General features: G+C 72.1%; 28 protein-coding genes. 21 read left to right on the forward strand and 7 right to left on the reverse strand.

The genetic code is table 11. The annotated features are described in order from the left end of the window. Nucleotides 1-4: 4 nt before the first annotated feature. Nucleotides 5-997, reverse strand: a complete 993-nt coding sequence (locus SROS_RS14050; protein WP_148269080.1) for a hypothetical protein — start codon at nt 995-997, stop codon at nt 5-7. 134 nt (nt 998-1,131) lie between these two features. On the opposite strand from SROS_RS14050, the gene SROS_RS14055 reads away from it, so the two are divergent. Both SROS_RS14055 and SROS_RS14060 read left to right on the forward strand, forming a co-directional pair. Next, a complete protein-coding gene (locus SROS_RS14055) occupies nt 1,132-1,647 on the forward strand; it encodes a SigE family RNA polymerase sigma factor (protein WP_012889601.1) in 516 nt (171 codons plus the stop codon). Further along, on the forward strand, nt 1,640-2,473 hold the full coding sequence (locus tag SROS_RS14060; RefSeq protein WP_012889602.1) for a hypothetical protein: 834 nt from the start codon (nt 1,640-1,642) through the stop codon (nt 2,471-2,473). Before SROS_RS14055 ends, SROS_RS14060 begins: the two co-directional genes overlap by 8 nt. A 99-nt stretch (nt 2,474-2,572) precedes the next feature. Here SROS_RS14060 and SROS_RS14065 read toward each other — a convergent pair whose 3' ends face one another. Both SROS_RS14065 and murA read right to left on the reverse strand, forming a co-directional pair. Further along, entirely contained in the window at nt 2,573-4,852 is a 2,280-nt protein-coding gene (locus SROS_RS14065; protein WP_012889603.1) for a transglycosylase domain-containing protein, read from the reverse strand. 52 nt (nt 4,853-4,904) lie between these two features. After that, entirely contained in the window at nt 4,905-6,221 is a 1,317-nt protein-coding gene (gene murA / locus SROS_RS14070; protein ID WP_012889604.1) for a UDP-N-acetylglucosamine 1-carboxyvinyltransferase, read from the reverse strand. A 98-nt stretch (nt 6,222-6,319) separates the two neighbouring features. Here murA and SROS_RS14075 point away from each other — a divergent pair, with 98 nt between their 5' ends. Continuing rightward, nucleotides 6,320-6,868, forward strand: coding sequence for a hypothetical protein (locus SROS_RS14075; RefSeq protein WP_012889605.1), 549 nt, complete (start codon nt 6,320-6,322; stop codon nt 6,866-6,868). On the opposite strand, the gene SROS_RS14080 is transcribed toward SROS_RS14075, so the two are convergent. Beyond that, nucleotides 6,855-8,246 (reverse strand): amidase, encoded by a 1,392-nt coding sequence (locus tag SROS_RS14080; protein ID WP_012889606.1) that lies wholly within the window; start codon nt 8,244-8,246, stop codon nt 6,855-6,857. The genes SROS_RS14075 and SROS_RS14080 overlap by 14 nt on opposite strands. 95 nt (nt 8,247-8,341) lie before the next feature. After that, nucleotides 8,342-8,842, reverse strand: a complete 501-nt coding sequence (gene ybaK / locus SROS_RS14085) for a Cys-tRNA(Pro) deacylase (RefSeq protein ID WP_012889607.1) — start codon at nt 8,840-8,842, stop codon at nt 8,342-8,344. Between the two features lie 99 nt (nt 8,843-8,941). Between ybaK and hisD the strand changes: the two genes are divergently transcribed. From hisD to hisF, 9 genes are all read left to right on the forward strand, one after another. After that, nucleotides 8,942-10,249, forward strand: a complete 1,308-nt coding sequence (gene hisD / locus SROS_RS14090; RefSeq protein WP_012889608.1) for a histidinol dehydrogenase — start codon at nt 8,942-8,944, stop codon at nt 10,247-10,249. Between the two features lie 61 nt (nt 10,250-10,310). Beyond that, complete coding sequence (locus SROS_RS14095; RefSeq protein WP_043652000.1) at nt 10,311-11,387, forward strand: histidinol-phosphate transaminase; 1,077 nt, start codon at nt 10,311-10,313, stop codon at nt 11,385-11,387. After that, nucleotides 11,384-12,004: an imidazoleglycerol-phosphate dehydratase HisB gene (hisB, locus tag SROS_RS14100; RefSeq protein WP_012889610.1), complete on the forward strand. Its 621-nt coding sequence runs from the start codon at nt 11,384-11,386 to the stop codon at nt 12,002-12,004. Before SROS_RS14095 ends, hisB begins: the two co-directional genes overlap by 4 nt. 40 nt (nt 12,005-12,044) lie before the next feature. After that, nucleotides 12,045-12,200, forward strand: a complete 156-nt coding sequence (locus SROS_RS50920; protein ID WP_012889611.1) for a hypothetical protein — start codon at nt 12,045-12,047, stop codon at nt 12,198-12,200. Next, complete coding sequence (hisH, locus tag SROS_RS14105; protein ID WP_174435288.1) at nt 12,191-12,826, forward strand: imidazole glycerol phosphate synthase subunit HisH; 636 nt, start codon at nt 12,191-12,193, stop codon at nt 12,824-12,826. Before SROS_RS50920 ends, hisH begins: the two co-directional genes overlap by 10 nt. Nucleotides 12,827-12,857: 31 nt before the next feature. Further along, nucleotides 12,858-13,199, forward strand: a complete 342-nt coding sequence (locus SROS_RS14110; RefSeq protein WP_012889613.1) for a hypothetical protein — start codon at nt 12,858-12,860, stop codon at nt 13,197-13,199. A 4-nt stretch (nt 13,200-13,203) separates the two neighbouring features. Next, a complete protein-coding gene (priA, locus tag SROS_RS14115) occupies nt 13,204-13,926 on the forward strand; it encodes a bifunctional 1-(5-phosphoribosyl)-5-((5-phosphoribosylamino)methylideneamino)imidazole-4-carboxamide isomerase/phosphoribosylanthranilate isomerase PriA (RefSeq protein WP_012889614.1) in 723 nt (240 codons plus the stop codon). 25 nt (nt 13,927-13,951) lie between these two features. Further along, nucleotides 13,952-14,344 carry a RidA family protein gene (locus SROS_RS14120; RefSeq protein WP_148269081.1) on the forward strand — a complete coding sequence of 131 codons (393 nt, stop codon included), beginning with the start codon at nt 13,952-13,954 and terminating at the stop codon, nt 14,342-14,344. Between the two features lie 12 nt (nt 14,345-14,356). Beyond that, a complete protein-coding gene (hisF, locus tag SROS_RS14125; protein WP_012889616.1) occupies nt 14,357-15,127 on the forward strand; it encodes an imidazole glycerol phosphate synthase subunit HisF in 771 nt (256 codons plus the stop codon). A 193-nt stretch (nt 15,128-15,320) separates the two neighbouring features. Here hisF and SROS_RS14130 read toward each other — a convergent pair whose 3' ends face one another. Both SROS_RS14130 and SROS_RS50925 read right to left on the reverse strand, forming a co-directional pair. Continuing rightward, nucleotides 15,321-16,730 carry a glutamine synthetase family protein gene (locus tag SROS_RS14130; protein WP_012889617.1) on the reverse strand — a complete coding sequence of 470 codons (1,410 nt, stop codon included), beginning with the start codon at nt 16,728-16,730 and terminating at the stop codon, nt 15,321-15,323. A gap of 149 nt (nt 16,731-16,879) precedes the next feature. After that, entirely contained in the window at nt 16,880-17,041 is a 162-nt protein-coding gene (locus SROS_RS50925; protein WP_012889618.1) for a hypothetical protein, read from the reverse strand. 459 nt (nt 17,042-17,500) lie between these two features. Here SROS_RS50925 and SROS_RS14135 point away from each other — a divergent pair, with 459 nt between their 5' ends. The 9 genes from SROS_RS14135 (at nt 17,501) to SROS_RS45950 (ending at nt 26,121) form a co-directional block, all read left to right on the forward strand. Beyond that, nucleotides 17,501-17,728 (forward strand): hypothetical protein, encoded by a 228-nt coding sequence (locus SROS_RS14135; RefSeq protein WP_148269082.1) that lies wholly within the window; start codon nt 17,501-17,503, stop codon nt 17,726-17,728. A gap of 15 nt (nt 17,729-17,743) precedes the next feature. Continuing rightward, nucleotides 17,744-18,985, forward strand: a complete 1,242-nt coding sequence (locus tag SROS_RS14140; RefSeq protein WP_012889619.1) for an NAD(P)/FAD-dependent oxidoreductase — start codon at nt 17,744-17,746, stop codon at nt 18,983-18,985. Then, a complete protein-coding gene (locus tag SROS_RS14145; RefSeq protein ID WP_012889620.1) occupies nt 18,982-19,668 on the forward strand; it encodes a DUF1365 domain-containing protein in 687 nt (228 codons plus the stop codon). Before SROS_RS14140 ends, SROS_RS14145 begins: the two co-directional genes overlap by 4 nt. Beyond that, nucleotides 19,665-20,882, forward strand: coding sequence for a class I SAM-dependent methyltransferase (locus SROS_RS14150; RefSeq protein ID WP_012889621.1), 1,218 nt, complete (start codon nt 19,665-19,667; stop codon nt 20,880-20,882). Before SROS_RS14145 ends, SROS_RS14150 begins: the two co-directional genes overlap by 4 nt. A gap of 147 nt (nt 20,883-21,029) precedes the next feature. Continuing rightward, a complete protein-coding gene (locus SROS_RS14155) occupies nt 21,030-21,824 on the forward strand; it encodes a DUF1295 domain-containing protein (protein ID WP_012889622.1) in 795 nt (264 codons plus the stop codon). Nucleotides 21,825-22,187: 363 nt separating this feature from the next. Next, nucleotides 22,188-23,162, forward strand: coding sequence for a thiaminase II/PqqC family protein (locus SROS_RS14160; RefSeq protein ID WP_052316935.1), 975 nt, complete (start codon nt 22,188-22,190; stop codon nt 23,160-23,162). Nucleotides 23,163-23,171: 9 nt separating this feature from the next. Then, on the forward strand, nt 23,172-24,230 hold the full coding sequence (locus SROS_RS50930; RefSeq protein WP_052316936.1) for a thiaminase II/PqqC family protein: 1,059 nt from the start codon (nt 23,172-23,174) through the stop codon (nt 24,228-24,230). Continuing rightward, nucleotides 24,203-25,117, forward strand: coding sequence for a DMT family transporter (locus SROS_RS50935; RefSeq protein WP_012889625.1), 915 nt, complete (start codon nt 24,203-24,205; stop codon nt 25,115-25,117). The genes SROS_RS50930 and SROS_RS50935 overlap by 28 nt, the downstream gene beginning before the upstream one ends. A 71-nt stretch (nt 25,118-25,188) precedes the next feature. Further along, nucleotides 25,189-26,121, forward strand: coding sequence for a GNAT family N-acetyltransferase (locus tag SROS_RS45950; RefSeq protein ID WP_012889626.1), 933 nt, complete (start codon nt 25,189-25,191; stop codon nt 26,119-26,121). Nucleotides 26,122-26,144: the final 23 nt, after the last annotated feature.

The raw sequence follows: 26,144 nt of genomic DNA on the forward strand, positions 1-26,144 counted from the left end.
CGCCCTAGGGGAGGGCGGGCACCGACGGCTTGCCGTCGGTCCAGCCGATCTGGAGCGTGACCGAGGTCGAGGTCGAGGTCTTGGCGGGGACCGGCTCGCCGCCGTACTTCACCTCGGAGGCCAGGGGTGTCATCGTGCCGGTGTCGACGATCAGCCGTTCTGTGGCGGCGATCACGTGCTTCTGCTGTGATCCGCCGGAGCCCTTGCCCCAGGCGAGGTCGATGAGGAAGCCCTGGCCGGTCCTGCCCCGCGGGTCCTCGACCTTCCCCAGGGAACGGACGCCGGGTATCGTGGGCAGCGCCTCATACGCTGCGGCGCGGACCTCCTTCACCGGGGCGTCGGACAGTATGCCGACCAGCTGCCCCCTCACATAGCTCTCGCGGGTGTCGTCGGAGACGCCGGAGTTCGGATCCCGCGACGCCTTGTCGATCCAGGTCTTCAGCCCGGCCGGGTCCGTGGGCAGAGCCTGGGCCTGCTCGTACGACAGCATCCGGTCGACCAGGTCGAACCCGATCAGGGGAGCGCCTTTTGCGCCCAGGTTGAGAAAGAGCCTGCCCTTGTCCGGCTGGGCGGACAGGGAGGCCGTCATGCCGTTCGCGGTGCGGGTCCAGGTGGTCGGGGAGCCGTCGCGGCGCCATGCCCGCTCGTCCGCGGCGCTCTTCGGACGCACGCCGAGATCCCGGTATCCCCGCCAGGTCCTGCCGTCGAGTGCGGTCCATCTCTCCGCGACAGACTGCTGCTCCACCCAGTAACGGTTCTTCCCACGCCCGAGCTGGTGGGAGTAGGTGCCCTTCCAGAGCGTCCGGGTGTGCCAGTAGGCGCCCTCCGCGGGAGCCGTCACCGCCTGAGCGGCGGCCGCGAGCCGGAGAGCCGGCATGGGCTGCGGACCCGACAGCGCGATGGCGCCCACGGCGGCCAGGCCGATCCCGACCGCGGTCAACCGGCGGATCGGCGTGGCCGGGCGCGTCGTCCGGTCCTTCGAATGATCAGTTCGCATGCCAGCTAATACGCCTGGGCCGTCCAGGGCGTTGCCTGCCGAATCCATAAATTTCCTGGAATCGGGGTGATCGATGCGGGCAACGATCTGTCCGGCCCAGGCGTATTAGCTGGCATGAAATTGGATGAACAGGCGTGAGCGGCCCGGAGGACGACGGGTTCGCCGCGTTCGTCGCCGCGCGCGGCACCAGCCTGCTGCGGGTCGCCTACCTCGCGTGCGGCGACGGACGGGACGCGGAGGACCTGCTGCAGACGGCGCTGGAGCGCACCTACCGCAAGTGGGACCGGGTGCGTCATGACAGCCCCGAGCCCTACGTCCGCCGCGTCATCGTCAACACCGCCATCAGCCGTGCCCGGCGCCGGGCGATCCTGCGGATCATCCCGACGCACACCCCGCCCGAGCTGCCGGTCAGGGAGACCGACGTCGACCTGCGCCGCGTGCTCATGGACGCCCTGCGAGCCCTGCCTCCCCGGCAGCGCGCGGTGGTCGTCCTGCGCTACTGGGAGGACCTCGGCGAGACCCAGACCGCGGAGATCCTCGGCTGCTCGGCGGGCACCGTGAAAAGCCAGGCGTCGAAAGCGCTCACCAAGCTCCGGTCGGCGATCGGCGCCGAATCAGTGGAAGGGCTGATCAGGAATGTCCATGCTTGAGGACGACCTCCGCCAGGTCATGGCGGACGAGACGGCGCGGCTGCGCGCCGCACCCGACCTGGTGGACCGGGTCATCCGCTCCTCACGGCGCAGGAGGACGGTGCGGACCAGGTACGTCGCGGTGGTCGCCGCGGCGGCCGTCGTGGGGATCACGGTCCCCACCGGTCTGACCCTCGCCTCCGGGCACACGGTCGTGCCGGGACCCGAGGCCGTGATGGCGTCATCCGACAGCACCGCATCCGCCGTGCCGCAGCCCTTCGAACCGCCCCCGCTGCCCACCCCGTCGCCGACCCGCGACTTCGGGGACCTGGGCGACGGAAAGGCCTTCGGGCGTGTCAAGGTGGGATACCTGCCCGACGGCCTGCAGTGGTCCCACCGGTCGAGCGACTGGGGTGACGAGTACACGACCTCGTGGAACTACGACGGCGACAAGAACGGCTTCTACTGCGTCCAGATCTTCGTCCACGAAGGCCAGGCCGCCCAGAGGACCCGCGAGGTCGTGCAGTCCTACCGCGACAAGTCCGACGGCGAGGAGGCGACCCTCGGCGACCGGACCGGCTACCTGGTCACCCAGTGGGTCGGCGAGGACGGCGGCAAGGGCACCCCCACGATGTTCCTCACCATGGGCTCCGACCGGATGGCCGAGATCATGCTCAGCCCGTTCTTCGTCAAGGATCTGGGGACCCGGGAAGCGGTCGAGCGCGAGCTGAAGAAGATCGCCCAAGGCCTTACCGCCACCGACGGGGACCCGGGGACGACCAGCGAAGCGCCCGCCCCCGACGGCGGGGACGTGGGGAAGGCCACCGAGGCGCCTGCCGGCGGCTGAACTCCCCGGAAAGACCGTCAGAGGGATGACCCGCGACGGCTGGGGACCCACGAGGGATCTCCCGAGCTCCCCGCCGGGCCGAACCCGCCCGTCACCGGCTCAGCGGCGGCCGCGATGCGGCCCGTCCCGCCACCCCCGGTACGGCCGGCCGGCCTGGTCGCGCGCGTGCCGCTGGTGCGGGCGGGCGCCCGTACGCTGACCGGTCGCGTGTCCCCAGCCGCCGCGCCGCCCGGCGGCGCGACGCTCGCCCTCCCCGTCCTTCTCGTCCTTGTCCTTCTCCATGCCGGGGGTGAAGCCGCCGCCGAAACGCCCCATGTCCGGGTGGCGGAAGGAGGACGGCGGGACGTCCTCCAGGGCGGCGGACATGGACGACACCCAGATCGGGCCGGGCAGGGAGGCGCCCTGCACCGCGCCGTAGTATTCGCCGCCGATCCGCACGTCGCGCAGCGGGTGGCGGTAGGAGCCGCGGATGTCGCCCACGCTGACCGCGGCGGCCAGGTCGGGGGTGTATCCGGCGAACCACGCCGAGGTGTAGCCGTTGTTGGTGCCGGTCTTGCCCGCCGCGTCCCGGCCGATGCCCTGGCCCGTCATGGTGCCCTTGGTGAACACCCCCGACAGGATGTGGTTGACCGCGTCGGCCACCTCGCGATCGATCGCCTGCGTGCAGCTCGGCGGCACCTGGACGCGCCTGCCGTTGCGCTGGACGATGTCGGAGATGGCCATCGGGTGGCACTGGCGCCCCCGCGCGGCGAGCGCGGCGAACGCCCCCGCCACCGTCACCGGGTCCATCTCGTTGACCCCGAGGGTGAAGGTCGGGACCTCGCGCAGCGGCTTGCCGTCCGCCCGGACGATGCCGAGCGCCTTGGCGGTCCTGACCACCGGGCACAGGCCCACGCGCCGCTCCAGCATCATGTAGAAGATGTTCACCGACTTCCAGGTGCCGGTGGAGATGCTCTGCGGGCCGCCGCTGCCCTCGCCGCTGGCGTTGAAGATCTCGGTGCGGGGGTCGTTGACCCTGCGGCCCCGGCAGTCGACGAACCCCGACGCGGGCACGAACCGGCCCGGTGTCATGAAGCCCTCGTCGAACCGCCAGCCCTTGCCCAGCGCGGTGGTCAGGGTGAACACCTTGAACGTGGATCCGGCCTGGAAGCCCTGCCCGCCGCCGTGCGCCACGTCGGCGGGCAGGTTGAAGGTGGTCCGGGGGCCGTTGTTGGTGTTGCCGGAGTTGCGGCCGTACTTCTTGCTCGCGGCCATCGCCCGGATCCGCCCGGTCCCCGGCTCGATCATCGCCTCGGCCGCCACCTCGGTGTCCTCCGGATCGACCCGCGAGGAGATGGCCCGCTGCGCCGCCCTCTGGGCGACCGGGTCCACGGTGGTGCGCAGCACGACGCCGCCCCTGGCCAGACGGCGCTCCCGCTCGGCGCGGGTGTGGCCGAACACCGGGTTGGTCAGCAGCTCCTTGTGGACGTAGATGCAGAAGTAGGGGTAGGAGCTCTCCGCGCAGCCGCCGGGCTCGGGTTTCAGCCGGATGCCCAGGGGGCTCTTCCTGGCCGCGTCGGCCTGGGCCTGGGTGATGTTCCCCACCTGGGCCATCCGCTCCAGCACGGTGTCCCTGCGCTCCCGCAGGCGGGCGCGGCGCTGCTCGTCCAGCGACGGGTCCGTCGCGTACGGCGTGCGCACCGCGCCGGCCAGCGTCGCGGCCTGCCGCAGGGACAGGTCCGAGGCCGGGACCGAGAAGAAGCGCTGGGCCGCCGCCTCGATCCCGAACGCCCCCGCGCCGAAGTAGGCGATGTTGAGGTAGCGCTCCAGGATCTCGGCCTTGGTGTACTTCTTCTCCATCGCCAGCGCGTAGCGCAGCTCGGTGATCTTGCGCTTGAGGCTCGGCGCCCGGGCCTGGGCGCGTTCGGCGCCGGTCTGGGCGTTCTCGACCAGGATGTTCTTGACGAGCTGCTGGGTGAGCGAGGACCCGCCCTGCCGGACCCCGCCCGCCTGGGTGTTGGTCACCAGCGCCCGCAGCGTCCCCTTGACGTCGAGGCCCGCGTGCTCGTAGAACCGCGAGTCCTCGATCGCCACGATCGCCTGCCGCATGATCGGGGCGACCTTGTCGAGGGGCACGATCGTCCGGTTCTCGGTGTAGAACTGGGCGAACTGCTTGCCGTTCTTGTCCAGGAGCACCGTGCGCTGCGGGAGGGGGTCCTCCCGCGGGCTGGGAGGCAGGTCGATCACGGTGCGCGCGACGTTGTTGGCGGTGATCCCGGCGCTGCCGACCAGCGGCAGCGCCGTGGCCGCCGCCAGCAGGCCGCCGAGCACGCCGCAGGCCAGCAGCCCGCGCAGGCACACGACGGGGCCGCGCCTCACCTGGTGTCGTCGCGAAGTCACAGATAGTAAAGTGCGGCCGGATGATCGGGCACAAACATCCGGGTGGAAAATTTTACTCTCGGGGGGCCTCTTCCCGGCTGACCTTCAGACCCAGCGAGGCGAACTGCTCGAAGGGGCGGTGGTAGCCCCGCTCGATGTGGTGCACCCCGCGCAACGTGGAGGTGCCCTCGGCGGCCGCCGCGGCGAGCACGGCGGAGAAGCCGGCCCGGATGTCGGGCAGCGTCACGTCGGCGCCGCGCAGCTTGGACACGCCCCGCACGACCGCCGAGTGCTTGGCGTTGGTGTCGTGGTAGCGGCACGCCGGGCCGCCGAGGCACACGTCGAAGACCTCGATCTCGCAGCCCATCCGCTGCAGGGCGGGCACGTAGACCAGCCGGTTCTCGAACACCGTCTCGTGCAGCACCGACATGCCCTGGGCCTGCGTGAACAGCACCATCAGCGGCGTCTGCCAGTCGGTCATGAAGCCCGGGTGCGTGTCGGTCTGCACCGCCGCCGCCCGCAGCCCGTCCGGAGCCGAGGCCGACACGTAGTCGTCGGTGATGTCCATCTCGGCGCCCATCCGGGCCAGGGTGGTGATCGCGGTGACCAGCCGGTCCTGCGGGCAGCCGTGCACCCGCACCTCGCCACCGGTGATCAGGCCGGCCGCCAGGTAGGAGAACGCCTCGATCCGGTCGCCGTTGAGCCAGGTGGAGGCGCCGCGCAGCCGCTCCACGCCCTCGATCACGATGCGCCGGTCGGGGCTGAGCTCGATGCGCGCGCCCATGCGCTGCAGGAACAGGGCGAGCTCCACCACCTCGGGCTCCATGGCCGCGCCCTTGAGCACGGTCTTGCCCTCGGCCAGCACCGCCGACATCAGGATCGTCTCGGTGGCGCCCACGCTCGGGTAGGGCAGTTCGAGCCGGGTCCCGCGCAGCCGCTTGGCCTTGGCGTAGACGCCGGTGTCGCTCACCTCGACCTCGGCCCCCATGGCGCGCAGCGCCTCGACGTGGAAGTCGACGGGCCGGCGTCCGATCGGGTCGCCGCCCACCAGCGGCACGAACGCCTCGCCCGCCAGGTGCAGCAGCGGGCCCAGCATCAGGATGGGGATCCGGTTGAGGCCGGTGAACGCGGCGGGCACGTGCGGGTTGATCTGCGGCCCCTGGGCGATGCGGATCTCCCGGGGCGTGATCTCCACGTCGATGCCGAGCGCCCGGAGCATCTGCGCGGTGATCCCGACCTCGCCGACGTCGGGGGCGTTGTGGATCGTGCTCTCACCGGTGCCCAGCATCGCGGCGACCATGTGCTTGGAGACGCCGTTCTTGGACCCGCGGACCTCGACGTCGCCGCGGAGCGGCCCGGAGGGCTCGATCAGCCATACCTCTTCGTTCACCCGGACAGACTAACGGGATTCGGTCGAAGTCTCAGGGACCACAGGCCGGAGGGTCGGTAACATCGGGCACACCAGTACAGAGGGTGAGGGGAAACACATTGCGGCATGCGCGCGACTTCGCCGTCACGGTGCTCGTGCTCGGCCTCCTGGGAGGGGCCGCCGGTGTCCTGTGGTCGCTTCTCGCGCCGCGCCCGCCGTACGTCATGACCAAGCAGGGGCCGCTGCTGGCCGATCCCTCCACCCAGGCGCTCATCGCGGCCGACGGCTGGTTCGCCGTCGTCACCGGGGTGCTCGGGCTGGTCTGCGGCGCCGTCGGCTACAGCCTGTCGCGCCGGGGGCGCCCGCTCGCGGTGGTGCTCGGCCTGGCCGCCGGCGGGCTGCTCGGCGCATACCTCACGCTGGTGGTCGGCCGGGCGGTCAACCTCGGCGCGCAGAGCGTCACCGCCGCCGGGCAGGCCATGACCCTGACGCCCGGCCCGCTGGGGCTGACCGCCCAGGGGGTGATGTGCGCCTGGCCGCTGCTCGCCGTCGGTCTCTTCTTCGCCCTGGAGGGCGTGGCGGGCTACCGTGACTCGCCGCTGCGCCGCCCGCTCGGCGGGCAGGACCCCTACGGGCCGCTGTCCAGCTACGACATCAGCGGAAGGTAGGCCTGCGCGTGCCGTGCCCGGTGGCCCGCTCGAAGGCGTGGGCCAGCCGCAGCACCCGCAGGTCGGCGAAGGGGCGCCCGACGATCTGCAGCCCCACCGGCAGCCCGCCGGCGGTGAACCCGCACGGCACCGACGCCGCCGGGGCGTGCAGCACGCTGATCCAGTAGGCCGAGCGCATCCACGCCAGGTAGTCCGGCAGCGCCTCCCCGTTGATCTCCGAGACGTACGGCGCGTCCACCGGGAACGGCGGCACCTGGCTGACCGGCGCGATCAGGAAGTCGTAGGTGTCGAAGAAGGCGGTCATCCGCCGGTAGAGGCCGCTGCGCAGCCGCTCCGCCCTGGCCAGGTCCGCCCCGGTCACCGCGCGCCCCCGCTCGACGTTCCAGCGGACGTTCGGTCCCAGGCGGTCCTGGGGCAGGTCGCCGTAGGACAGCGCGTAGTGCCACGCCCGGTAGGTCCGGAACGCGTCCTCGGCGTCCGACAGGTCCAGCTCCACCCGCTCCACCCGCGCGCCCAGCCCGGCGAGCACGGCGGGGGCCTGTGCGGTGACCTTCGCCGTCTCCGCGTCCACCGGCAGCCCGCCCAGATCGGGGCTCCACGCGACGCGCAGCCCGGTCAGGTCCAGCTCCAGGGGCTCTGTGAAGACCGCTCCGCTCTCGGCGACCGCCAGGGGAGAGGCGGCGTCGAACCCGGCCACCACGCTCATCAGCAGCGCCAGGTCCTCCACGGTGCGGGCCATCGGGCCCGGCACGCCGAGGGTGAACCACGCCGCCGTCGGGGAGGGCGACGGCACCCGTCCGGGCGTCGGCCGCAGCCCGACCACGTTGCAGAAGGAGGCCGGGTTGCGCAGCGAGCCGCCCATGTCCGAGCCGTCGGCCAGGGGCACCATCCCGGACGCCAGCGCCGCCGCGGCCCCGCCGCTGCTGCCGCCCGCCGACCTCGACAGGTCGTACGGGTTGCGGGTGGCGCCGAAGATCTCGTTCACGGTGTGCGAGCCGGTGCCGAACTCCGGGGTGTTGGTCTTGCCGACCGTGATCGCCCCGGCCTCGCGCATCCGCCGCACGATCAGGGAGTCGGCGTCCGGGACGTGGTCGGCGAAGAGCGGCGAGCCGTACGTGGTGCGGATCCCGGCGGTGTCGGCCAGGTCCTTGTGCGCGACCGGCAGGCCGTGCAGCGGCCCGCGCCACCGGCCCCTCGCCAGATCCCGGTCGGCCTCCTCCGCCTCCCGCAGGGCGCGCTCGGCCACCAGGGTGACGACCGCGTTGACCCGCGGGTTGACCTCCTCGATCCGGCGCAGGTGCGCCCGCAGCAGCTCGACCGCGCTGACCTGCCTGGTGCGCAGCAGCCGGAGCATCTCGGTAGCGGTCAGGTAAAACATCTGCTCCCCCGATCACGGTACGGCCTGCGCCGAGTCTGGCCGAAGGCCGCCGCCGCCCGCGTCGGCAACCTTCGACAACGGCATGGCCGGGGGGACTAGCCCGCTTTGCCGATGGGGGCGGTGATCGCTCCTGTCAGCCGTACCAGCTCCGCCGGGGCGGTCTCGATCTGCAGCCCGCGGCGGCCGGCCGAGAAGTAGATCGTCGCGAAGTCCAGCGCGGAGGCGTCGATCACGGTCGGCAGCCGCCTGCGCTGCCCCAGCGGGCTGATCCCGCCCACCACGTAGCCGGTGACCCGCTCCACCTTCGCCGCGTCGGCCATCGCCGCCCGCTTGCTCCTGAGCGCCGCCGCGAACGCCTTGAGGTCCAGTTTGCCCGCCACCGGCACCACCGCGACGGCCAGCCCGTCCTCCACCTCGGCCACGAGCGTCTTGAAGATCTGCCCGTACGGCACGCCGAGCGCGTCGGCGGCCTCCTCGCCGTAGGCCTGGGCGCCGGCGTCGTGCTCGTAGGGGTGCAGGGTGAAATCCACCTTGGCCTGGGCCAGCGCCACCGTCGCCGGGGTCCCCTGGCCTCCCTTGCTCTTGCTCTTACTCACGGGCGAAGCTTACTGTCTGATTAAAATCTACATTGTAAAGGCTATGTCCGGATGGTGGACAGAACGAGACCGGGTGCCGGACCTCCGTAGACTGGACGGGTGATTTCCCGTACCGACCTGCGCGGAGCCCTCCCGGAGGACCTCCGCCACGTGCTGCCCCGTGCCGAACTCGACGTCGAAGCCGCCCTGGAGAAGGTCCGGCCGATCTGCGAGGACGTGCATCATCGCGGCGTCGAGGCCGTGCGGGAGCTGACCGCGAGGTTCGACGGCGTCGAGCTGGAGTCCACCCGGGTCCCGGCCGAGACGGTCACCAGGGCGCTGGAGGAGCTCGACCCCAGGATCCGGGCCGCCCTGGAGGAGTCGATCCGCCGCGCCCGCCTGGTCCACCGCGACCAGCGCCGCACCGACGTCACCACCCAGGTCGTGCCCGGCGGCACCGTCACCGAGCGCTGGGTCCCCGTCGAGCGCGTGGGCCTCTACGTCCCCGGCGGCCGGGCGGTCTACCCGTCCAGCGTGGTCATGAACGTCGTCCCCGCCCAGGAGGCGGGGGTGTCCTCCCTGGCGGTCACCTCGCCCGCGCAGAAGGAGTTCGGAGGGCTGCCGCACCCGACGATCCTGGCCGCGTGCGCCCTGCTCGGGGTGGACGAGGTCTACGCCGTCGGCGGCGCCCAGGCCGTGGCGATGTTCGCCTACGGCACCGAGGAGTGCCCGCCGGCCACCATGGTCACCGGCCCCGGCAACATCTGGGTCGCCGCCGCCAAGCGGCTGCTCAAGGGCCGCATCGGCATCGACTCCGAGGCCGGTCCCACCGAGATCGCGATCCTCGCCGACTCCACGGCCGACCCCGTGCACGTCGCCGCCGACCTGATCAGCCAGGCCGAGCACGACACGATCGCCGCCGCTGTCCTGGTCACCGACTCCGCCGAGCTGGCCGAGGCCGTCGAGCGGGAGCTGCCCCGCCAGGTCGCCGCCACCAAGCACGGCGAGCGCGTCACCGAGGCCCTGTCCGGCCGCCAGTCGGGCATCATCCTCGTCGACGACATGGAGGCCGGGCTGCGCGTCGTCGACGCCTACGCCGCCGAGCACCTGGAGATCCACACCGCCGACGCGCCCGCGCTGGCGGCCCGGGTCCGCAACGCCGGGGCCATCTTCGTCGGCACCTACGCGCCGGTCTCGCTCGGCGACTACCTCGCCGGGTCCAACCACGTGCTGCCCACCGGCGGCTGCGCCTGCCACTCCTCCGGACTGTCGGTGCAGACCTTCCTGCGCGGCATCCACGTCGTCGACTACACCCGGGAGGCCCTCGCCGGCGCCGCCGCCCACGTGTGCGTCCTGGCCGACGCCGAGGACCTCCCGGCGCACGGCGCGGCGATCCGCGCGAGGTTCGACTGGGAGGTCCCCTCGTGAGGACCTCCCGGCCCGTGCTCACCGGGGGCGCGGCCGTCCGTGCCCGTTCCGACTGGGAGACATCTCCGTGAAGCTTGAGGACCTGCCGATCCGGGACGACCTGCGGGGGCGGTCGCCGTACGGCGCCCCCCAGATCGACGTCCCGGTCCGGCTCAACACCAACGAGAACCCTTACGGGCCCTCCGCGTCCCTGGTCGCCGACCTGGCCGAAGCCGTACGGCACGGCGCGGCCGGGCTCAACCGCTACCCCGACCGCGACGCCCTCGCGCTCCGCCGGGACCTGGCCGGCTACCTGGGCCACGGGCTGACCGTCGAGCAGGTCTGGGCCGCCAACGGCTCCAACGAGGTGCTCCAGCAGATCCTGCAGGCCTTCGGCGGCCACGGCCGCACCGCGCTCGGCTTCGAGCCCTCCTACTCGATGCACCCGATCATCACCACCGGCGTCTCGACCGAGTGGATCTCCGGGGCGCGCGAGGAGGACTTCGGGATCGACCCGGACAAGGCCGTCGCCGCGATCGAGGAGCACCGGCCCGACGTCGTCTTCCTGACCTCGCCCAACAACCCCACCGGCACCGCGCTCGACCCGGCCGTGATCGCCCGGATCGTCGAGGCCGCGCCCGGCATGGTCGTCGTGGACGAGGCCTACTTCGAGTTCGCCCGCACCGGCACCCCGTCCGCGCTGACCCTGCTGCCGGACAACCCCCGGCTCATCGTCACGCGGACCATGTCCAAGGCGTTCGCGATGGCGGGCACCAGGCTCGGCTACCTCGCCGCCCACCCGGCGGTGATCGAGGCGCTGCTCCTGGTCCGCCTGCCGTACCACCTGTCCACGCTCACCCAGACGGCGGCGCGTGTCGCGCTCGCCCACCGCGAGGAGCTGCTCGGCACCGTCGACGCGCTGCGGGCCGAGCGGGACGCCACGGTGGAGTGGCTGCGCGGCAAGGGGCTGGCGGTCGCCGACTCCGACGCCAACTTCGTGCTGTTCGGCCGCTTCGCGGACCGGCACGCGATCTGGCGGGGCGTGCTCGATCGCGGGGTGCTGATCCGCGAGGTGGGGCCGCCTGGGTGGCTGAGAGTTTCGATCGGAACGACCGAGGAGATGGCGGCCTTCCGCGCCGCCCTGGAGGGAACCCTGTGAGCAGTCTCGCCGTAGACGAGTCCGCCAAGCGTTTCGGCCGCGTCGAGCGCGTCACCAAGGAGACCTCGGTGCTGGTCGAGGTCGACCTCGACGGCACCGGGCACGTCGAGGTGGCCACGGGCGTCGGGTTCTACGACCACATGCTGAACCAGCTCGGCAAGCACGGCCTGTTCGACCTGACGGTCAAGACCGAGGGCGACCTCCACATCGACTCCCACCACACGATCGAGGACACCTCGCTCGCCCTGGGGGCCGCGTTCCGCGAGGCCCTGGGTGACAAGTCGGGCATCCGCCGGTTCGGCAGCGCGTCCTGCCCGCTCGACGAGGCTCTCGCCCAGGTGACGGTCGACCTGTCCGGCCGCCCGTACCTGGTGCACACCGAGCCCGGGGGCATGGCCCCGATGATCGGCGCGGAGTACGACACGACGATGACCAGGCACATCCTGGAGTCGTTCGTCGCCCAGGCCGCCATCTGCCTGCACGTCCACGTCCCCTACGGCCGTAACGCCCACCACATCGTCGAGGCCCAGTTCAAGGCCCTGGCGCGGGCGCTGCGCGAGGCCTCCGAGCTCGACCCCCGCGCCACCGGCGTACCGAGCACCAAGGGCGTGCTGTGAGCGGGTCGGGCGTGCCCGCGCGGCCGGCCGGGGAGGGCGCGTGAGCGACAACTGGACCGCCGTCGCCATGGCCTTCATCGCCCTCTTCCTGGTCGGCGGGATCGTCTCCTTCATCAAACAGGGCCTGAAGGTGGGCGCGGTGCTGCTGGCCGTCCTCGCCGCCCTGGCGACTACCGCGGCGGTGCTCTGGTGGTGAACATAACCGTTCTTGACTACGGATCCGGCAATCTCCGCTCGGCGGAGCGGGCCCTGGCCCGGGTCGGGGCCAATGTCACGGTGACCTCCGACTACGAGGCGGCCATGGAGGCCGACGGCCTCGTGGTCCCGGGGGTCGGCGCGTTCGCCGCCTGCATGACCGGGCTGCGCGCCGTGCGCGGCGACCGCATCATCGACCGCCGCCTGTCGGCCGGACGGCCGGTCCTGGGCATCTGCGTCGGCATGCAGATCCTGTTCGAGACGGGCGTCGAGCACGGCGTCACGACCGAGGGCTGCGGGGAGTGGCCCGGCACGGTCGAGCGGCTCGACGCGCCGGTCCTGCCCCACATGGGCTGGAACACGGTCACGGCGCCCGAGGGCACCGTGCTGTTCGACGGGATCGACCCGGACACGCGCTTCTACTTCGTCCACTCCTACGGCGTGCGCGACTGGGAGCTGAAGGCCGGGCCGGGCTTCACCGACCCCCTGGTCACCTGGGCCGAGCACGGCGTGCCGTTCGTCGCCGCGGTGGAGAACGGCCCGCTCATGGCGACCCAGTTCCACCCGGAGAAGTCGGGCGACGCCGGAGCCCAGCTGCTCACCAACTGGCTCGGCACCGTCAAGTGAGCCGCCGGATGAGGTGTCGGGTGAGCCGCCGGTGAGCAAGGAGCGGGCCAGGCGCAGGGCCGAGCGTGAGGCCGAGCAGGCGCGCCAGGCGGCCCTGCGCGCCGAGCGCGAGGCCCGCCTGGCCCGGCGGCGCGGACGCGTCGGCCGGGTCACCGCCCTCCTGCCCCGCAGGCCCGTCCGGGTCGCCGTCCAGGGCGGCATCATGGCCCGGCGCCGCCGCGCGCAGAACGGCCTCGTGGCCGTCCTGTTCCTGATCGTCCAGGTGATCGCCTGGCTGCTGTGGTCGTCGTGGACCGCGCGGCTCGGCGTGCTGGTTCTCTCGGTGCTCTTCGTGCCGCTTTTCGTCACCCTTGTCTTCGACCGGAGGTCTTGATCAGATGTCGCTAGAGTTGCTGCCCGCCGTGGACGTCGCCGACGGCCAGGCGGTCCGCCTGGTCCAGGGGGCGGCCGGCACCGAGACCTCCTACGGCGACCCTCTGTCGGCCGCGCTCGCCTGGCAGGAGGCCGGCGCCGAGTGGATCCACCTGGTCGACCTCGACGCCGCCTTCGGCCGCGGCTCCAACCGCGAGCTGCTGGCCACCGTCGTGGACGCCCTCGACATCAAGGTGGAGATGTCGGGGGGCATCCGTGACGACTCCTCCCTGGAGGCCGCCCTGGCCACCGGCTGCCGCCGGGTGAACATCGGCACCGCGGCCCTGGAGAACCCCTCCTGGTGCTCCAAGATCATCGCTGAGTACGGTGACAGGATCGCCATCGGTCTCGACGTCCGCGGCACCACCCTCGCCGCCCGCGGCTGGACCAAGGAGGGCGGCGACCTGTGGGAGGTGCTCGACCGCCTTGAGGCCGACGGCTGCCCCCGCTACGTCGTCACCGACGTCACCAAGGACGGCACCCTGCGCGGTCCCAACCTCGACCTGCTCCGCGAGGTCTGCGCCCGTACCGCCAAGCCGGTGGTCGCCAGCGGCGGCGTGTCCTCCCTGGACGACCTGCGCGCCCTGGCCTCGCTGGTCCCGATCGGCGTCGAGGGCGCGATTGTCGGCAAGGCCCTCTACGCGCACGCCTTCACCCTCGAAGAGGCCCTGGCCGCGGTGAGCTCGTAGGTTGCCTCACGTGACAGGGGACGGGGTGAGCCACCGTTCGGGCACCCGGGTGTTCAGCGGCGGCGTCTGGGAGGAGCGCTACGGCTATGCCCGCGCGGTGGTGGCGGGGCCATGGGTGATCGTCTCGGGGTGCACCGCCACCGTCGGCGGTGAGGTCCAGCACGTCGGCGACGCCTACCGGCAGTCGCTGACCGCCTTCGGGGTCGCGCTGGACGCCATCGAGAAGGCGGGGCTGTCCCGCCACGACGTGGTCCGGGTCCGTTACTTCGTGGTCGACGACGAGCACTACGACGAGGTGGGCCGCGCGCACGCCGAGCTGTTCGGCGAGGTCCGTCCCACCTGCACCGGAGTCCGGGTGGCGGGCCTGATCGACCCGCGCATGCTTGTCGAGGCCGAGGTCGAGGCCTACCGTGAATGAGGAGCTGTGGAGATGAGTGTCGCGGTACGAGTGATCCCCTGCCTGGACGTGGACGCCGGGCGGGTCGTCAAGGGTGTCAACTTCGAGAACCTCCGTGACGCCGGAGACCCGGTCGAGCTGGCCCGCCGCTACGACGCGGAGGGGGCCGACGAGCTGACGTTCCTCGACATCACGGCCTCCAGCTCCGACCGGTCGACGATGTACGACGTGGTCAGGCGGACGGCCGAGCAGGTGTTCATCCCGCTGACCGTCGGCGGGGGAGTGCGCTCGGTCGAGGACGTCAACACGCTGCTGCGCGCGGGCGCGGACAAGGTGGGCCTGAACACCGCGGCGATCGCCCGGCCGGAGCTGCTGACCGAGGCGTCGCAGCGCTACGGCGCGCAGTGCATCGTGCTGTCGGTGGACGCCCGCCGGGTGGTCGACGGGCCGCCGACGCCGTCCGGTTTCGAGGTGACCACGCATGGCGGCCGCCGGGGGACCGGGATCGACGCGGTGGAGTGGGCCCGCCGGGGTGAGGAGCTGGGCGTGGGGGAGATCCTGCTCAACTCCATGGACGGCGACGGCACTCGCCACGGCTACGACCTGGAGATGATCCGGGCGGTGCGGGCCGCGGTGTCGGTCCCGGTGATCGCCAGTGGCGGCGCCGGGGCGCTGGAGGACTTCTGCCCGGCCGTCGAGGCGGGGGCGGACGCGGTCCTGGCCGCGTCGGTGTTCCACTTCGGCCAGCTCAAGATCTCTGAGGTGAAGGAGACGCTGCGCGCGGCGGGGCACCCGGTCCGCTGACGGGTGTGGCGTCCGGGTTCACACCTCGGGCGCGTCGCCTTTCGGTGACCGGCCCGGGTTCGGCGGCGGGTAGTGCGGTGTCCAGCCGAGAGCTCCGCGGAGACCTCGCCGGACCGGGCCGCCCTCGCCGCCGCGGAGAGCCCCGCGTGATCTCGCTCCCCGCCTCGTCCCACCCCGCTCCGGTGCCCGTCCGCTAGAAGACGCGCATGTGGTGGAACAGCTCGTAGGAGAGGTCCTCGGCGGCGAAGGCGCGGGCCTCGGAGCGTTTGACGGCCAGGTAGGCGGCGCCGCGCAGGGGGCCGAGGGCGTCCATGAGGACGTCGTCGGCCTCCAGGGCGTCCAGGGCTTCGTCGAGGGTCGCGGGCAGGCGGCGCACGCCCAGGGCGGAGAGCCGGCTCTCGCCGAGGGTGGCGGGGTCGACGTCGAGGGCCTCGCCGGGGTCGAGGTCGCGGCGGATGCCGTCCAGGCCGGCGTGGATGACGGCGCCGAGCGACAGGTAGGGGTTCGCCGAGGAGTCGGAGGGCTTGATCTCCAGGTTGGCCGACGCCTCGGCGTCCTGCCCGACCGGGGAGCAGATCCGCACCGCGGCCTCCCGGTTGTCCATGCCGTAGCAGGCGTAGGCGCTCGACCATGCCCTCGGTGTGAGGCGCCGGAAGCTGTTCACCGAGCCGCAGGTCAGCGCGGTGAGCGCCGGAAGGTGGGCGATCAGGCCGCCGATGAAGCGGTAGGCGGTGGCCGACAGGCCGTAGCGGTCCGAGGGGTCGCTGAAGAGGTTGGTCCGCAGGTCGGGATCCCACAGGGACAGGTGCAGGTGGGCGCCGTTGCCGGCCTGGTCGGCGAGCGGCTTGGGGGCGAGGGAGGCCCACAGCCCTGCGCGGAGGGCGACGCCGCGGACGGTCTCGCGGTAGAGCACCTGGTTGTCGGCGGCGCGCATGGCGGAGGCGTGGCGGATGGACAGCTCCTGCTGGCCGTGGCCGAGCTCGGGGTGGTAGTGCTCCACCCGCAGCCCCTGGGTCTCCATGGCGTGGATCAGGCTCATCGTGTAGTCGTGAGCCTGGTCGAAGCCGGTGGTGGCGTAGCAGAGGCTGTCGTCGACGGGGACCAGCCGGTCCAGGCCTCCGCCGGGGTCGGCCACGCGGCGGCCGAGGGTGAACTCGGGTTCGTAGGCGGCGACGGCGACCAGGCCCTCGCCGGCCAGGGTGGCGATCGCCTCGCGCAGGAAGGTGCGCGGGCAGGCGGGCCAGGGGGAGCCGTCGACCTGGCGCAGGTCCGACAGCATGGCCGCCGCGCCGGGGGCGTAGGGGAGGGCGACGAACGTGGCCGGGTCGGGGACGAGGCGGACCTCGCCGACCGGGCCGAGCCGCTCGACCTCCTGGAGCTGGTCGAGCATGTTCATCGCCATCATCGCCACGGTGTGCCCGATGCCGGAGACGAGCCGTTCGGCCAGCCGGGAGCGCGAGGTCGCCTTGCCCCGGATCACTCCGCCGTGGTCGGCGTAGAGAAAACGGATCAGCTCGACGTGCTCCGTCTCGGCGTGTTCGACGACGCGAAGACCCGCCGGGCCGAGCCGATCAACTCCGGTGACGCTGTGACGATCTCCCATGCTCCCTGCGTAACATGTCCTCGCGGACAGGGGAAGCACATCGCATGGTGCTCGGCACTGCGAGAGGTCCGCGCTCCCGCGCGGGTCGGGCGGGAGCGCCGAGGAAAGACCGGCAAAAAGGTCATGGGCGGGGTGGCCCCCGCCGGTGGTCAGCTCAGCACTCGTGTGAAGAACAGGGCCAGTTGGTCCGCTCCCCTCACAATCCCGTCGAAGACTCCGGTCACCGCGTCCGCCGCCTGAGCGGGTTTGGTGAACAGATAAAAGGCCACGAACGCCACCGCTACGTAGGTAGCGACCTTCTTGACCTGCATGGGGGCCTCCTGCAGTTCCAGTCCCAGCCTTATATACCCGGATTTTAAGGATCTTTGGCATCTGCGGCCCGGGTGGCTCCCGGATTTTGATGATCATACCTGTCCGGCCGGGGCGATCCACGGCCAGACCGCTGGATTGGCATGAGTCCCCCCACGCCATCGTGCGGGGACGAGACGCTTCTGTCCAACCCTTACTGCCAGATGTACCGGTAGGGGTAGGGAAGAGGCAGGTCAAGCGCCCTGTCGGGTTTCTCCGCATCTGACGGCAGGGGGGCTCGGGGCCGCGCTCCGGGCCGCCTGCCCGGCGGTGACCTGGGAAAAGGCCGATGAAAGGCCACGGAAGGCTCCGGGAGGGCGGGGGCGCACCCTTCTCCGAGAAAACTAAGGGTTCTTAGCAAAAAGGGCATCCAGACCTCTGACGGCTCCGAATAAGAGATCAAACCGACCCGAGGGGCCCATATGACCCGATCTGCCTGCGCTGTCCTGATCATGCACGGCGGGCGCGCCGCCGGCCGCGCGCCCACGGCCCCGGCCCGGCTCACCGTGCTCAGGATGATCCCCTTCGATCGGGCCGTACGGCGTGCGACACGCGGGAGCGACGTCATGGTGTCGCGGCCGGCCGCTCCGGGACCGGTCGCGAACGCCTTCCGGAGAGCGGCCGCCGGGCTGCCCAGGCTTGTGGTCTGAGAGGACGTCCCAACGATGGCAAGGCGCAAGATCGCCGTGGTCGGCAGCGGGGTGGCCGGCCTCACCGCGGCGTACGTGCTGCAGCGGGCCGACGACGTCACCGTCTTCGAGGCCGACGACCGGATCGGCGGGCACGCCCACACCCATGACGTGGCCGGTGACGACGGCCGGACGCTGGCGGTGGACAGCGGGTTCATCGTGCACAACGAGCGGACCTATCCGACGCTGATCCGCCTGTTCGACGAGCTGGACGTGCGGACCCAGCCCTCCGACATGAGCATGTCGGTCTCCTGCGGAGGCTGCGGCCTGGAGTACGCGGGCGGGAAGAAGGCGCCGGGCCTGTTCGCCCGGCCCTCCAGCGCGCTCCGCTTGCCGTACCTGAGGATGCTCACCGAGGTGCCGCGCTTCCACCGGACGGCCCGCGAGGTGCTGGAGCGCGGCGACGACCGCACGCTGGGGGAGGCCCTCGCCGGCTTCTCGCCGTACTTCGTCTCCCACTTCATGACCCCGCTGGTGTCGGCGGTCTGGTCGTGTCCCCCTTCCGTCGCCGGGCTCTACCCGGCCCGCTACCTGTTCGCGTTCCTGGCCAACCACGGGATGCTCGGCGTCTCCGGATCCCCCCGGTGGCGGACCGTCACCGGGGGCTCGCGCGGCTACGTCGAGAAGATCGCCAAGACGCTCACCGCCGTGCACACCTCGACCCCGGTGCAGATGCTGCGCCGTACCGCGGAGGGGGTGGAGATCGTCGCCGACGACGTCCCGCACCGGTTCGACGCGGTGGTCGTCGCCACCCACCCCGACCAGGCTCTGCGCCTGCTGTCCGACCCCACCCCGGACGAGCGGCGGGTGCTCGGCGCCTTCCGCTACTCCCGCAACCCCGTGACCCTGCACACCGACCCGTCGGTGCTGCCCCGGGCGCGGCGGGCGCGAGCCTCGTGGAACTACCGGACGGAGTCCTGCGCGGCCGCCGGCGGCGGCGTCCGGGTCACCTACGACATGAACCGGCTCCAGCGGCTGGACGCGCCCGGCAGCCACCTCGTCACCCTGGGCACCGAGATCCCCGGCGAGCACGTGATCGCCCGGATGGTCTACGAGCACCCGGTCTACACCCCCGAGTCGGTCGAGGCCCAGGAACGGCTGCCCCGGCTCAACAGCGGGGTGGTCGCCTACGCCGGGGCCTACCACGGCTGGGGGTTCCACGAGGACGGCTGCCGTTCCGGAGTCCGGGCGGCCGAGGCGCTCGGAGGGCGCTGGTGACCGAGCCGGCGCTGCCCGCGCTGTACGAGTGCGTGATCACCCATGTGCGGTCCGCGCCGATCCGCAACCGCTTCGGCTACGGGTCGTACCTGTGGCTGGTCGACCTCGACCGGCTGCCGGAGAACCGGTGGCTGGCCGCCTTCCACGCCCGTGACCACATGGGCGACCCCGGGCTGAGCATCCGGCGGAACGTCGACGCCTTCCTCGCCGCGCACGGCGTCACCGCCCGCCGGATCACGATGCTGACCAACGCCCGGGTGCTCGGCCACGTGTTCAACCCGCTGACCGTCTACTGGTGCCACACCGGCGAGGGCGTGGCCGTGGTCGCGGAGGTGCACAACACCTACGGCGGACGCCACCGCTACCTGCTGCGCCCCGGCGAGCACGAGGTGGCCAAGGAGTTCCACGTCTCGCCGTTCCACCCGGTGGAGGGCCGCTACCGGCTCAGCCTTCCCGAGCCCGGCGAGCGGCTCGCGCTCACCGTCACCCTGCACCGCGAAGGACACCCTCCCTTCGTGGCGAGCGTCCGGGGCCGCCGCAGGCCGGCGACCGGGCCCTGGCTGTACCGCATGGCCGCCAAGCATCCTCTGGCCCCCCTCGTGGGCGGCGCCAGGATCCGCCGCCAGGGAATCGGCCTTTACCTGCGCGGCCTGAAGACAGTTCCCCCAGGAGGACCCAGATGACCCTCACGACCGACCGGCCTGCCGCGTTCTGGCCCGACGTCGACACCCTCCCCCCTTCGCGGCTGCGCGGCGCGCTCGCGCGGCGCCTGTTCCTGCACGCCGTACGGCGGCTGCCCCTGACCGTGGAGCTGCCCGGAGGGCGGCGGCTGGGCGCGGGAGGCCCGGTGATGCGGTTGCGGCGCCCCGAGGCGTTCTACCGGCGGGTCGGGGCGGGCGGCCTCATCGGGTTCGGCGAGGCCTACATGGCGCGCGACTGGGAGGCGGACGACCTGCCCGCCGTGCTCACCGTGATGGCCGAGCGGCTGGCCACGCTCATCCCGCCCGGGCTGCAGCGGCTGCGGCGGCTGGCCGTGCGGCGCGTGCCCCGCGACGAGCTGGGCGGCCAGGAGGACGCCCGGCGCAACATCCACCGTCACTACGACCTGTCCAACGACCTGTTCGCCGAGTTCCTGGACGAGACGCTGACCTACTCCGCCGCGCTGTTCGACGGCCCCGCGTCGTGGGAGACCCTCGCCGGCGCCCAGCGCGCCAAGATCGACCGGCTGCTGGACCAGGCGGGGGTGGGTCCGGGCAGCCGGCTGCTGGAGATCGGCACCGGGTGGGGCGAGCTGGCGCTGCGGGCGGCCCGCCGGGGGGCCGCGGTGGTGTCGATCACTCTGTCGCAGGAGCAGTGGGAGCTGGCCCGTGCCAGGGTCGCCGACGCCGGGCTGTCGGACCGGGTGGAGATCCTGCTGGCCGACTACCGCGAGGTGAGCGGTGGTTACGACGCCATCGTCAGCGTCGAGATGGTCGAGGCGGTCGGCGCGCGCTACTGGCCGGTCTACTTCGCCGCGCTGGAGAGACTGCTCGCCCCCGGCGGCCGGATCGCGATCCAGGCGATCACGATGCCGCACGAGCGGATGCTGGCCACGCTGGACACCCACACGTGGGTGCGGAAGTACATCTTCCCCGGCGGCATGCTGCCCTCGGTCACCGCGATCGAGGACAACCTCGGCGGGCTGCGGATCACCGACCGGCTCTCGCTGCGCGCGGACTACGCCGAGACGCTCCGGCTGTGGCGCGAGCGCTACCTGGAGCGGGTGGACGCCGTCGGCGCCCTCGGTTTCGACGAGACCTTCCACCGCATGTGGATCCTGTACCTCGCCTACTCGGAGGCGGGTTTCCGCTCGCGCTACCTGGACGTCTGGCAGCTCACCCTCGGGAGGCGATCATGACCGTCACCGCACACCGGGTCCCTGACCCCCGGGCGGCCGGAGGCGCGTTGTCCGGCCTTCCGGGCAGGCCGCGGGCCGTTCTCTCCCAACTTCCAAGGCGACCGGAGGTCACGATGCCCGATCTGCCCGGCCGGACGGAGGGGCGGGATGTTTGACCTCGCAGCCTTCGCCTGGTCCCTGCTGCTGTCGGCGGCGGCCCTCACGGCGCTGCTGGCCCTCACCCTGGCCGTCGCGCTCCGGGTGGGCCGCCACTCGGTGATCGACGTGGCCTGGGGCCTCGGCTTCACGGTCGTCGCCCTGGTGTCCTACGCGTCGTCCGGCGGCGATCCGGCCCGGCGGCTGCTGGTGCTCGTGCTCACCGCCGCGTGGGGGGTCCGGCTGGCCGCGCACATCGGACGGCGCAACATCGGGGAGGGTGAGGACCCGCGCTACGAGCGGATGCTCGCCCGCGCCCCGGGCAGCCGCACCCTGTACGCCCTGCGCGCCGTCTACCTGACCCAGGGCGCCGCCCTGCTGTTCGTCTCGCTGCCGGTCCAGGTCGCCATGTTCGAGCCGGGCCCGCTCGGCCGGGTCGCCTGGACCGGGGTGGCGCTCTGGCTGGTGGGAGCGTTCTTCGAGACGGTCGGCGACTGGCAGCTCGCCCGCTTCCGCGCCGATCCGGGCAGCAGGGGCAAGGTCCTGGACACCGGTCTGTGGCGCTACACCCGCCATCCCAACTACTTCGGCGACGCCTGCGTGTGGTGGGGTCTGTTCCTCGTCGCGGCCGACCAGTGGCCCGGCGTGCTGACCGTGCTCTCCCCGGTCCTCATGACCTACTTCCTGGCGGGCAAGACCGGCAAGCCGATGCTGGAGAGGCAGCTGTCCGGGTCGCGCCCCGGCTACGCCGACTACGTCCGCCGTACCAGCGGGTTCTTTCCGCTGCCACCCAGGAAATCGCTCTAATCGGAGTTCATGGATATCGCGGATGTAAATGGAGCAGGTATATCGGCCTGTGATACAAGTCTTGACTCCCGTATGTGCCCGGCTTAGTGTCTGACACTGGTCACCGCATGTACGTAAATCGACCAGTATGTGCGGCGGGACCTCTTTCTTTGCGGTCGCAGAGAGTCGAGGAGGTGTTCCATGCGGATCAAGCGTCGTGCCAAGGTGACCGCTCTTTCGGCTGTTCACCTGTGATGTAGCGAACCGCCAGAAGGCCGGCACCCTCGGTGCCGGTCTTCCTCCTGTGTTTCACCTTCCGACGTCAGAAGGGGACCGGCCGTGTCGGTGAACTTCCTTCCAGTAAAGCCATTTCTCCGGGCCACCGTGCGGATCGGAGAAAAGGGCGAGGCCGAATTGCACACCCCCGGCGGCGTCCTGGAGGTCGAGGCCCCGGAGGGGATGGGGCAGCGGGATTTCCTCCGGCTGCTCCGGCTGCTCGACGGCAGCAGGACGATCGGCGACCTGGAGCGCGAGACCGGTCTCGACGGCGAGGCGGTGCGCGAGGTCGTCGCGCCCGCCGTGGTGTGGGGTCTGGTCGACGACGGCGCCGTCCCGGTGGCGTCCTCGGGGCTGGCGGTCCTGTCCCGCCTGGAGGACGTCCTGAACCGGCTCCTGGAGGATCTGGTCTTCGCCGGCCCCTTCTGGCGCGGGGTCCTGGAGCGCCCGGAGACCCTCCACCGCAACGTCTTCTTCGGCTTCGGCCTGGAGAACTGGTTCTTCCTCTTCCGGGAGAACGAGTTCGACTCCGCCGTGCTGGCCCTGGCCGAGAGCGCCGAGCTCAGAGCGATGCTCAACGACTTCTACCAGGAGGAGCACCGCCACGACGACATCGTGCTCCGTGCCTTCCAGCCCCTGGGCGTCACCCGCGACGACCTGCTGAGGGCGCGTCCCCTGCCGACCACGACCGCACTGATCAAGACGCTGTCCTGGTGGGCGCGGACCGATCCGCTCTTCTTCGTCGCCACGATCGGCGTGCTGGAGGGCCGCCTCGACTCCGACTCCGACGGCCCCGACGGGCGGATCGCCTACGACTCCTTCCTGGCCGCCTGCGACCGGATCGGCCTGGACCCGGCCTTCGTCGAGCCGATGCGCGCCCACGCCCGGGTCAACGCGGGACACGACCACGGATCCGTCAGCCGGGAGCTGTTCGCGCGGGTCCCCGGCGTCGACGAGGAGACCGAGCGGCGCTGGCACGACAAGGCGCACCTGTTCATGGAGGCCTACGCGGCCTTCTTCAACGGAATCCTGGAGCACTACTCCGACCCCCGGCGCCCGCTGCTGCGCACCGGCGACATCTGAACAGGAGGCATGATGAGCGACTTCGCCGGATTCCGGCGGCCCTCGCTGCGCCCGGGGGTGCGGTCGGCCGCCACGCCGGACGGCGGTATCGAGTTCACCTATCTCGACGGGCGCCGGTTCGTCGAGTTCGAGTTCGACGACGGCCGGGCCGAGAGGTTCCAGGACTTCGTCGCCGTGCTGGCCGGGGGCGGCCTGAGCGCCGCCGAACTCGGCGCGGCCTTCCCCGGCAGCCCGCAGGAGTACGGCGAGATGCTCGCCGCGCTGGACGAGCAGGGCATGATCGCCGAGGCCGAGGAGGCCGCGGAGGCCGGGATGAGCGGGGTCAGCGCCTACGCTCACCTGCGCAGGCACGCCGATCACGTGCGCGCGGAGGTCCGCAGCCCCCTGGTCGAGGCGCTCGTCGACGGCAGCGTCACCCGCGGGCAGCTCATCGGCTACGCGGTCGAATACTGGCACATCACCCACCTGTGCCCCCGGGCCCTCGCCCCGGCGCTGGCCCGTGACGACCTGGGCCTGCCGGTGTGGGAGAAGCTGATGCACTTCTACATGACCGAGCGCAACCACGACCGCATGATGGAGAAATCACTGGCCGCGGTCGGCGTCCCCCGGGAAGCGCTGCTGCGCGCCCAGCCGCTGCCGGCCACGATGGCGATCATGGCCTCACTCGGCGTGTACGCCTACAACTTCCCGCTGGCGCTGATCTCGACGCTCTTCCCCATGGAGGAGCCCGAACCGGAGTTCCTGGAGCTGTTCCGCCTCCGCTGCGCCGAGCTGGGCCTGCCGGAGGGCTTCGTCCGGCCGATCGTCAGCCACTCCGACGTCAACGAGGACGAGGCGCACGAGGCGGTCTCCCTCGACCTGCTGGCCGACTTCCCCTACCTGAGCACCGAGACGGTCCGCGAGTGCGCGAAGGCGGTGGCCGACGTGATCGAGCAGCGGGCCCGTCTCGACGCGGAGGTCGTCTCCTGGTACGGGGCGGGCGGGGAGCTGCGCGACTTCGGTCACCACGGCTACCCGACACAGGCAGGCAAGGCTCTCACGTGCGCCCCGCTGACATCCTTGGCATAGGCGTCCTCGCCTCCGTCTGGGGCACGAACTTCCTCCTGGTCGAAGAGGCGCTGGAGGGGCTCGACCCCATCCAGATCGTCCTGATCCGGCTGGTGCTGGGCGCGGCGGCCCTGGTGCTCCTCGCCCGCGCCCGCCGTACGGCGCTGCCGCACGGGGGCGTGGTATGGCTGAAGCTGGCCGGGATGGGGCTGCTGGGCCAGGCCGTGCCCTGGCTGCTGTTCGCCTGGGGGCAGCGGGAGGTCACCGGCGCCCTGGCCGGGGTCTACACCGGCCTGACGCCGCTGATGACGATCCCGGTGGCCTGGCTGCTGCTGCGCGAGCGCCCCACGGCCGCCGAGGTCGGCGCCACCGTCATCGGCTTCGCCGGGCTCGCCGTCGTCCTCGCCCCCTGGAGCGGCGGCGAGCGGGCGCCGCTGAGCGGCCAGCTGCTGTGCCTGGCGGGGGCGACCTGCTACGCGCTCGCCTACAGCTACGCCGGCCGGCTGATGAGGACGCTCCCCGACGGCAAGCTCTCCCTGGCCGCCGCCCAGGCGCTGGCCGCCTCGGCGATCATGCTTCCGGCCGGGAGCGGGCAGCTCGCCCACCCGGTGCGCCTGACGTGGCTGATCGCGCTCTGCCTGGTGCTGCTGGGCGCGGGTACGGCCGTCGCCTTCCTGGTCAACTACTGGCTGATCGCCCGGGTCGGGCCGGTGCGGGCGTCTCTGGCGTTCTACCTCATCCCGGTGGTCGCGGTCGTGGCCGGGCTGGTCGCCAGGGGCGAGCGGCTCAACCCGAACGAGGCGCTCGGCTCGGTGCTCATCCTGTCCGCCCTCGCGGCCCTGTACGCCTGGGAGCGCACCCGGGAGGCGGGACCGGCGCCCGTCCCCGATCCGGCGGAGACCCGCTGACGATCGAGACCCGCCGGAGTGGCACCCGCCGACGCCGGCCTGGAACCCCGCTGACATGGAGGCCCGCCGACATGGAACTCCGCGACGACTCCGGACTCTCGGTCGCCGTCGCCTCCGCCGGGGAGGCGCTGGCCCTCTCCCGCGAGCGGCGGGCCCTGCCGCCGGGCGTCAACGTGCTGCGGGTGCCCGAGCCGCCCGCCGGGAGCTGGGTCGACCTGGCCCGCGCCGGGTTCGTCCGCAAGCCCTCGTGGATCACCTGGGTCTCCCCGGTGTGCGACACCGACGAGGAGTGGCTGGCCCGGCTGCCCAAGCGGTCCCGCTACGACGTCCGCCGCGCCCGGCAGGCCGCGGCGCGGGAGCTGCGGCAGGTGGTGCAGCAGCCCCTGGTCCCCGCCGCGCTGGAGGAGTTCCTCCTGCTGTACGGGCACATGGTCGCGAGGATGCCCCGCGGAGTGGGGTTCGCCGCGTCGCTGCGGGAGGCGGTCCTCGCCGAGGAGCGCCACTACGCCGTCTACGCCTACGGCCAGGACGGCATGGCGGGCGGCTGCCTGTGCCTGGAGAGCCCGCAGACCGGCACGGTCAAGCTGCGCTTCTCGGCCGTGGACCCGCTCTGGCGCGACCGCAGCCTGGCCCGCGTCCTGTACGCCGAGGCCGTCGCCGTCGCCCGGCGCAAGGGCTACCGCCGGGTCACCCTGGGCAACGACCCCAACCTGTACGGGCACATCCCGCAGCCGGGGCTGCTGACCTTCAAGGCGCGCCTGGGGTTCACCCCGGTCGCGGCGGAGCCGTTCGGGATGAATCCGTGGCGGGACGAGGCCGACCTCCTGCTCTCCCTGGACGGCCTGAACGACCTCGTCCTGATGCTGGGATACCTGGGGGACGTCTCGGCCGGGGACGGCTTCCCGGGGTATCGCCTGGAGGCGCGCAGCCGACGCCCCGTCGATCCGGGCCGTTGCGACTTCCCGTTCGTCCTCGGCGCCAGGCATCGCCTGCTGCCGGGCTGAGACGCCCCGACGGCCTCGCGGAC

Origin of the sequence: Streptosporangium roseum DSM 43021 (assembly GCF_000024865.1) — a bacterium.
In the GTDB taxonomy this organism is placed as follows: Bacteria; Actinomycetota; Actinomycetes; order Streptosporangiales; family Streptosporangiaceae; genus Streptosporangium; species Streptosporangium roseum.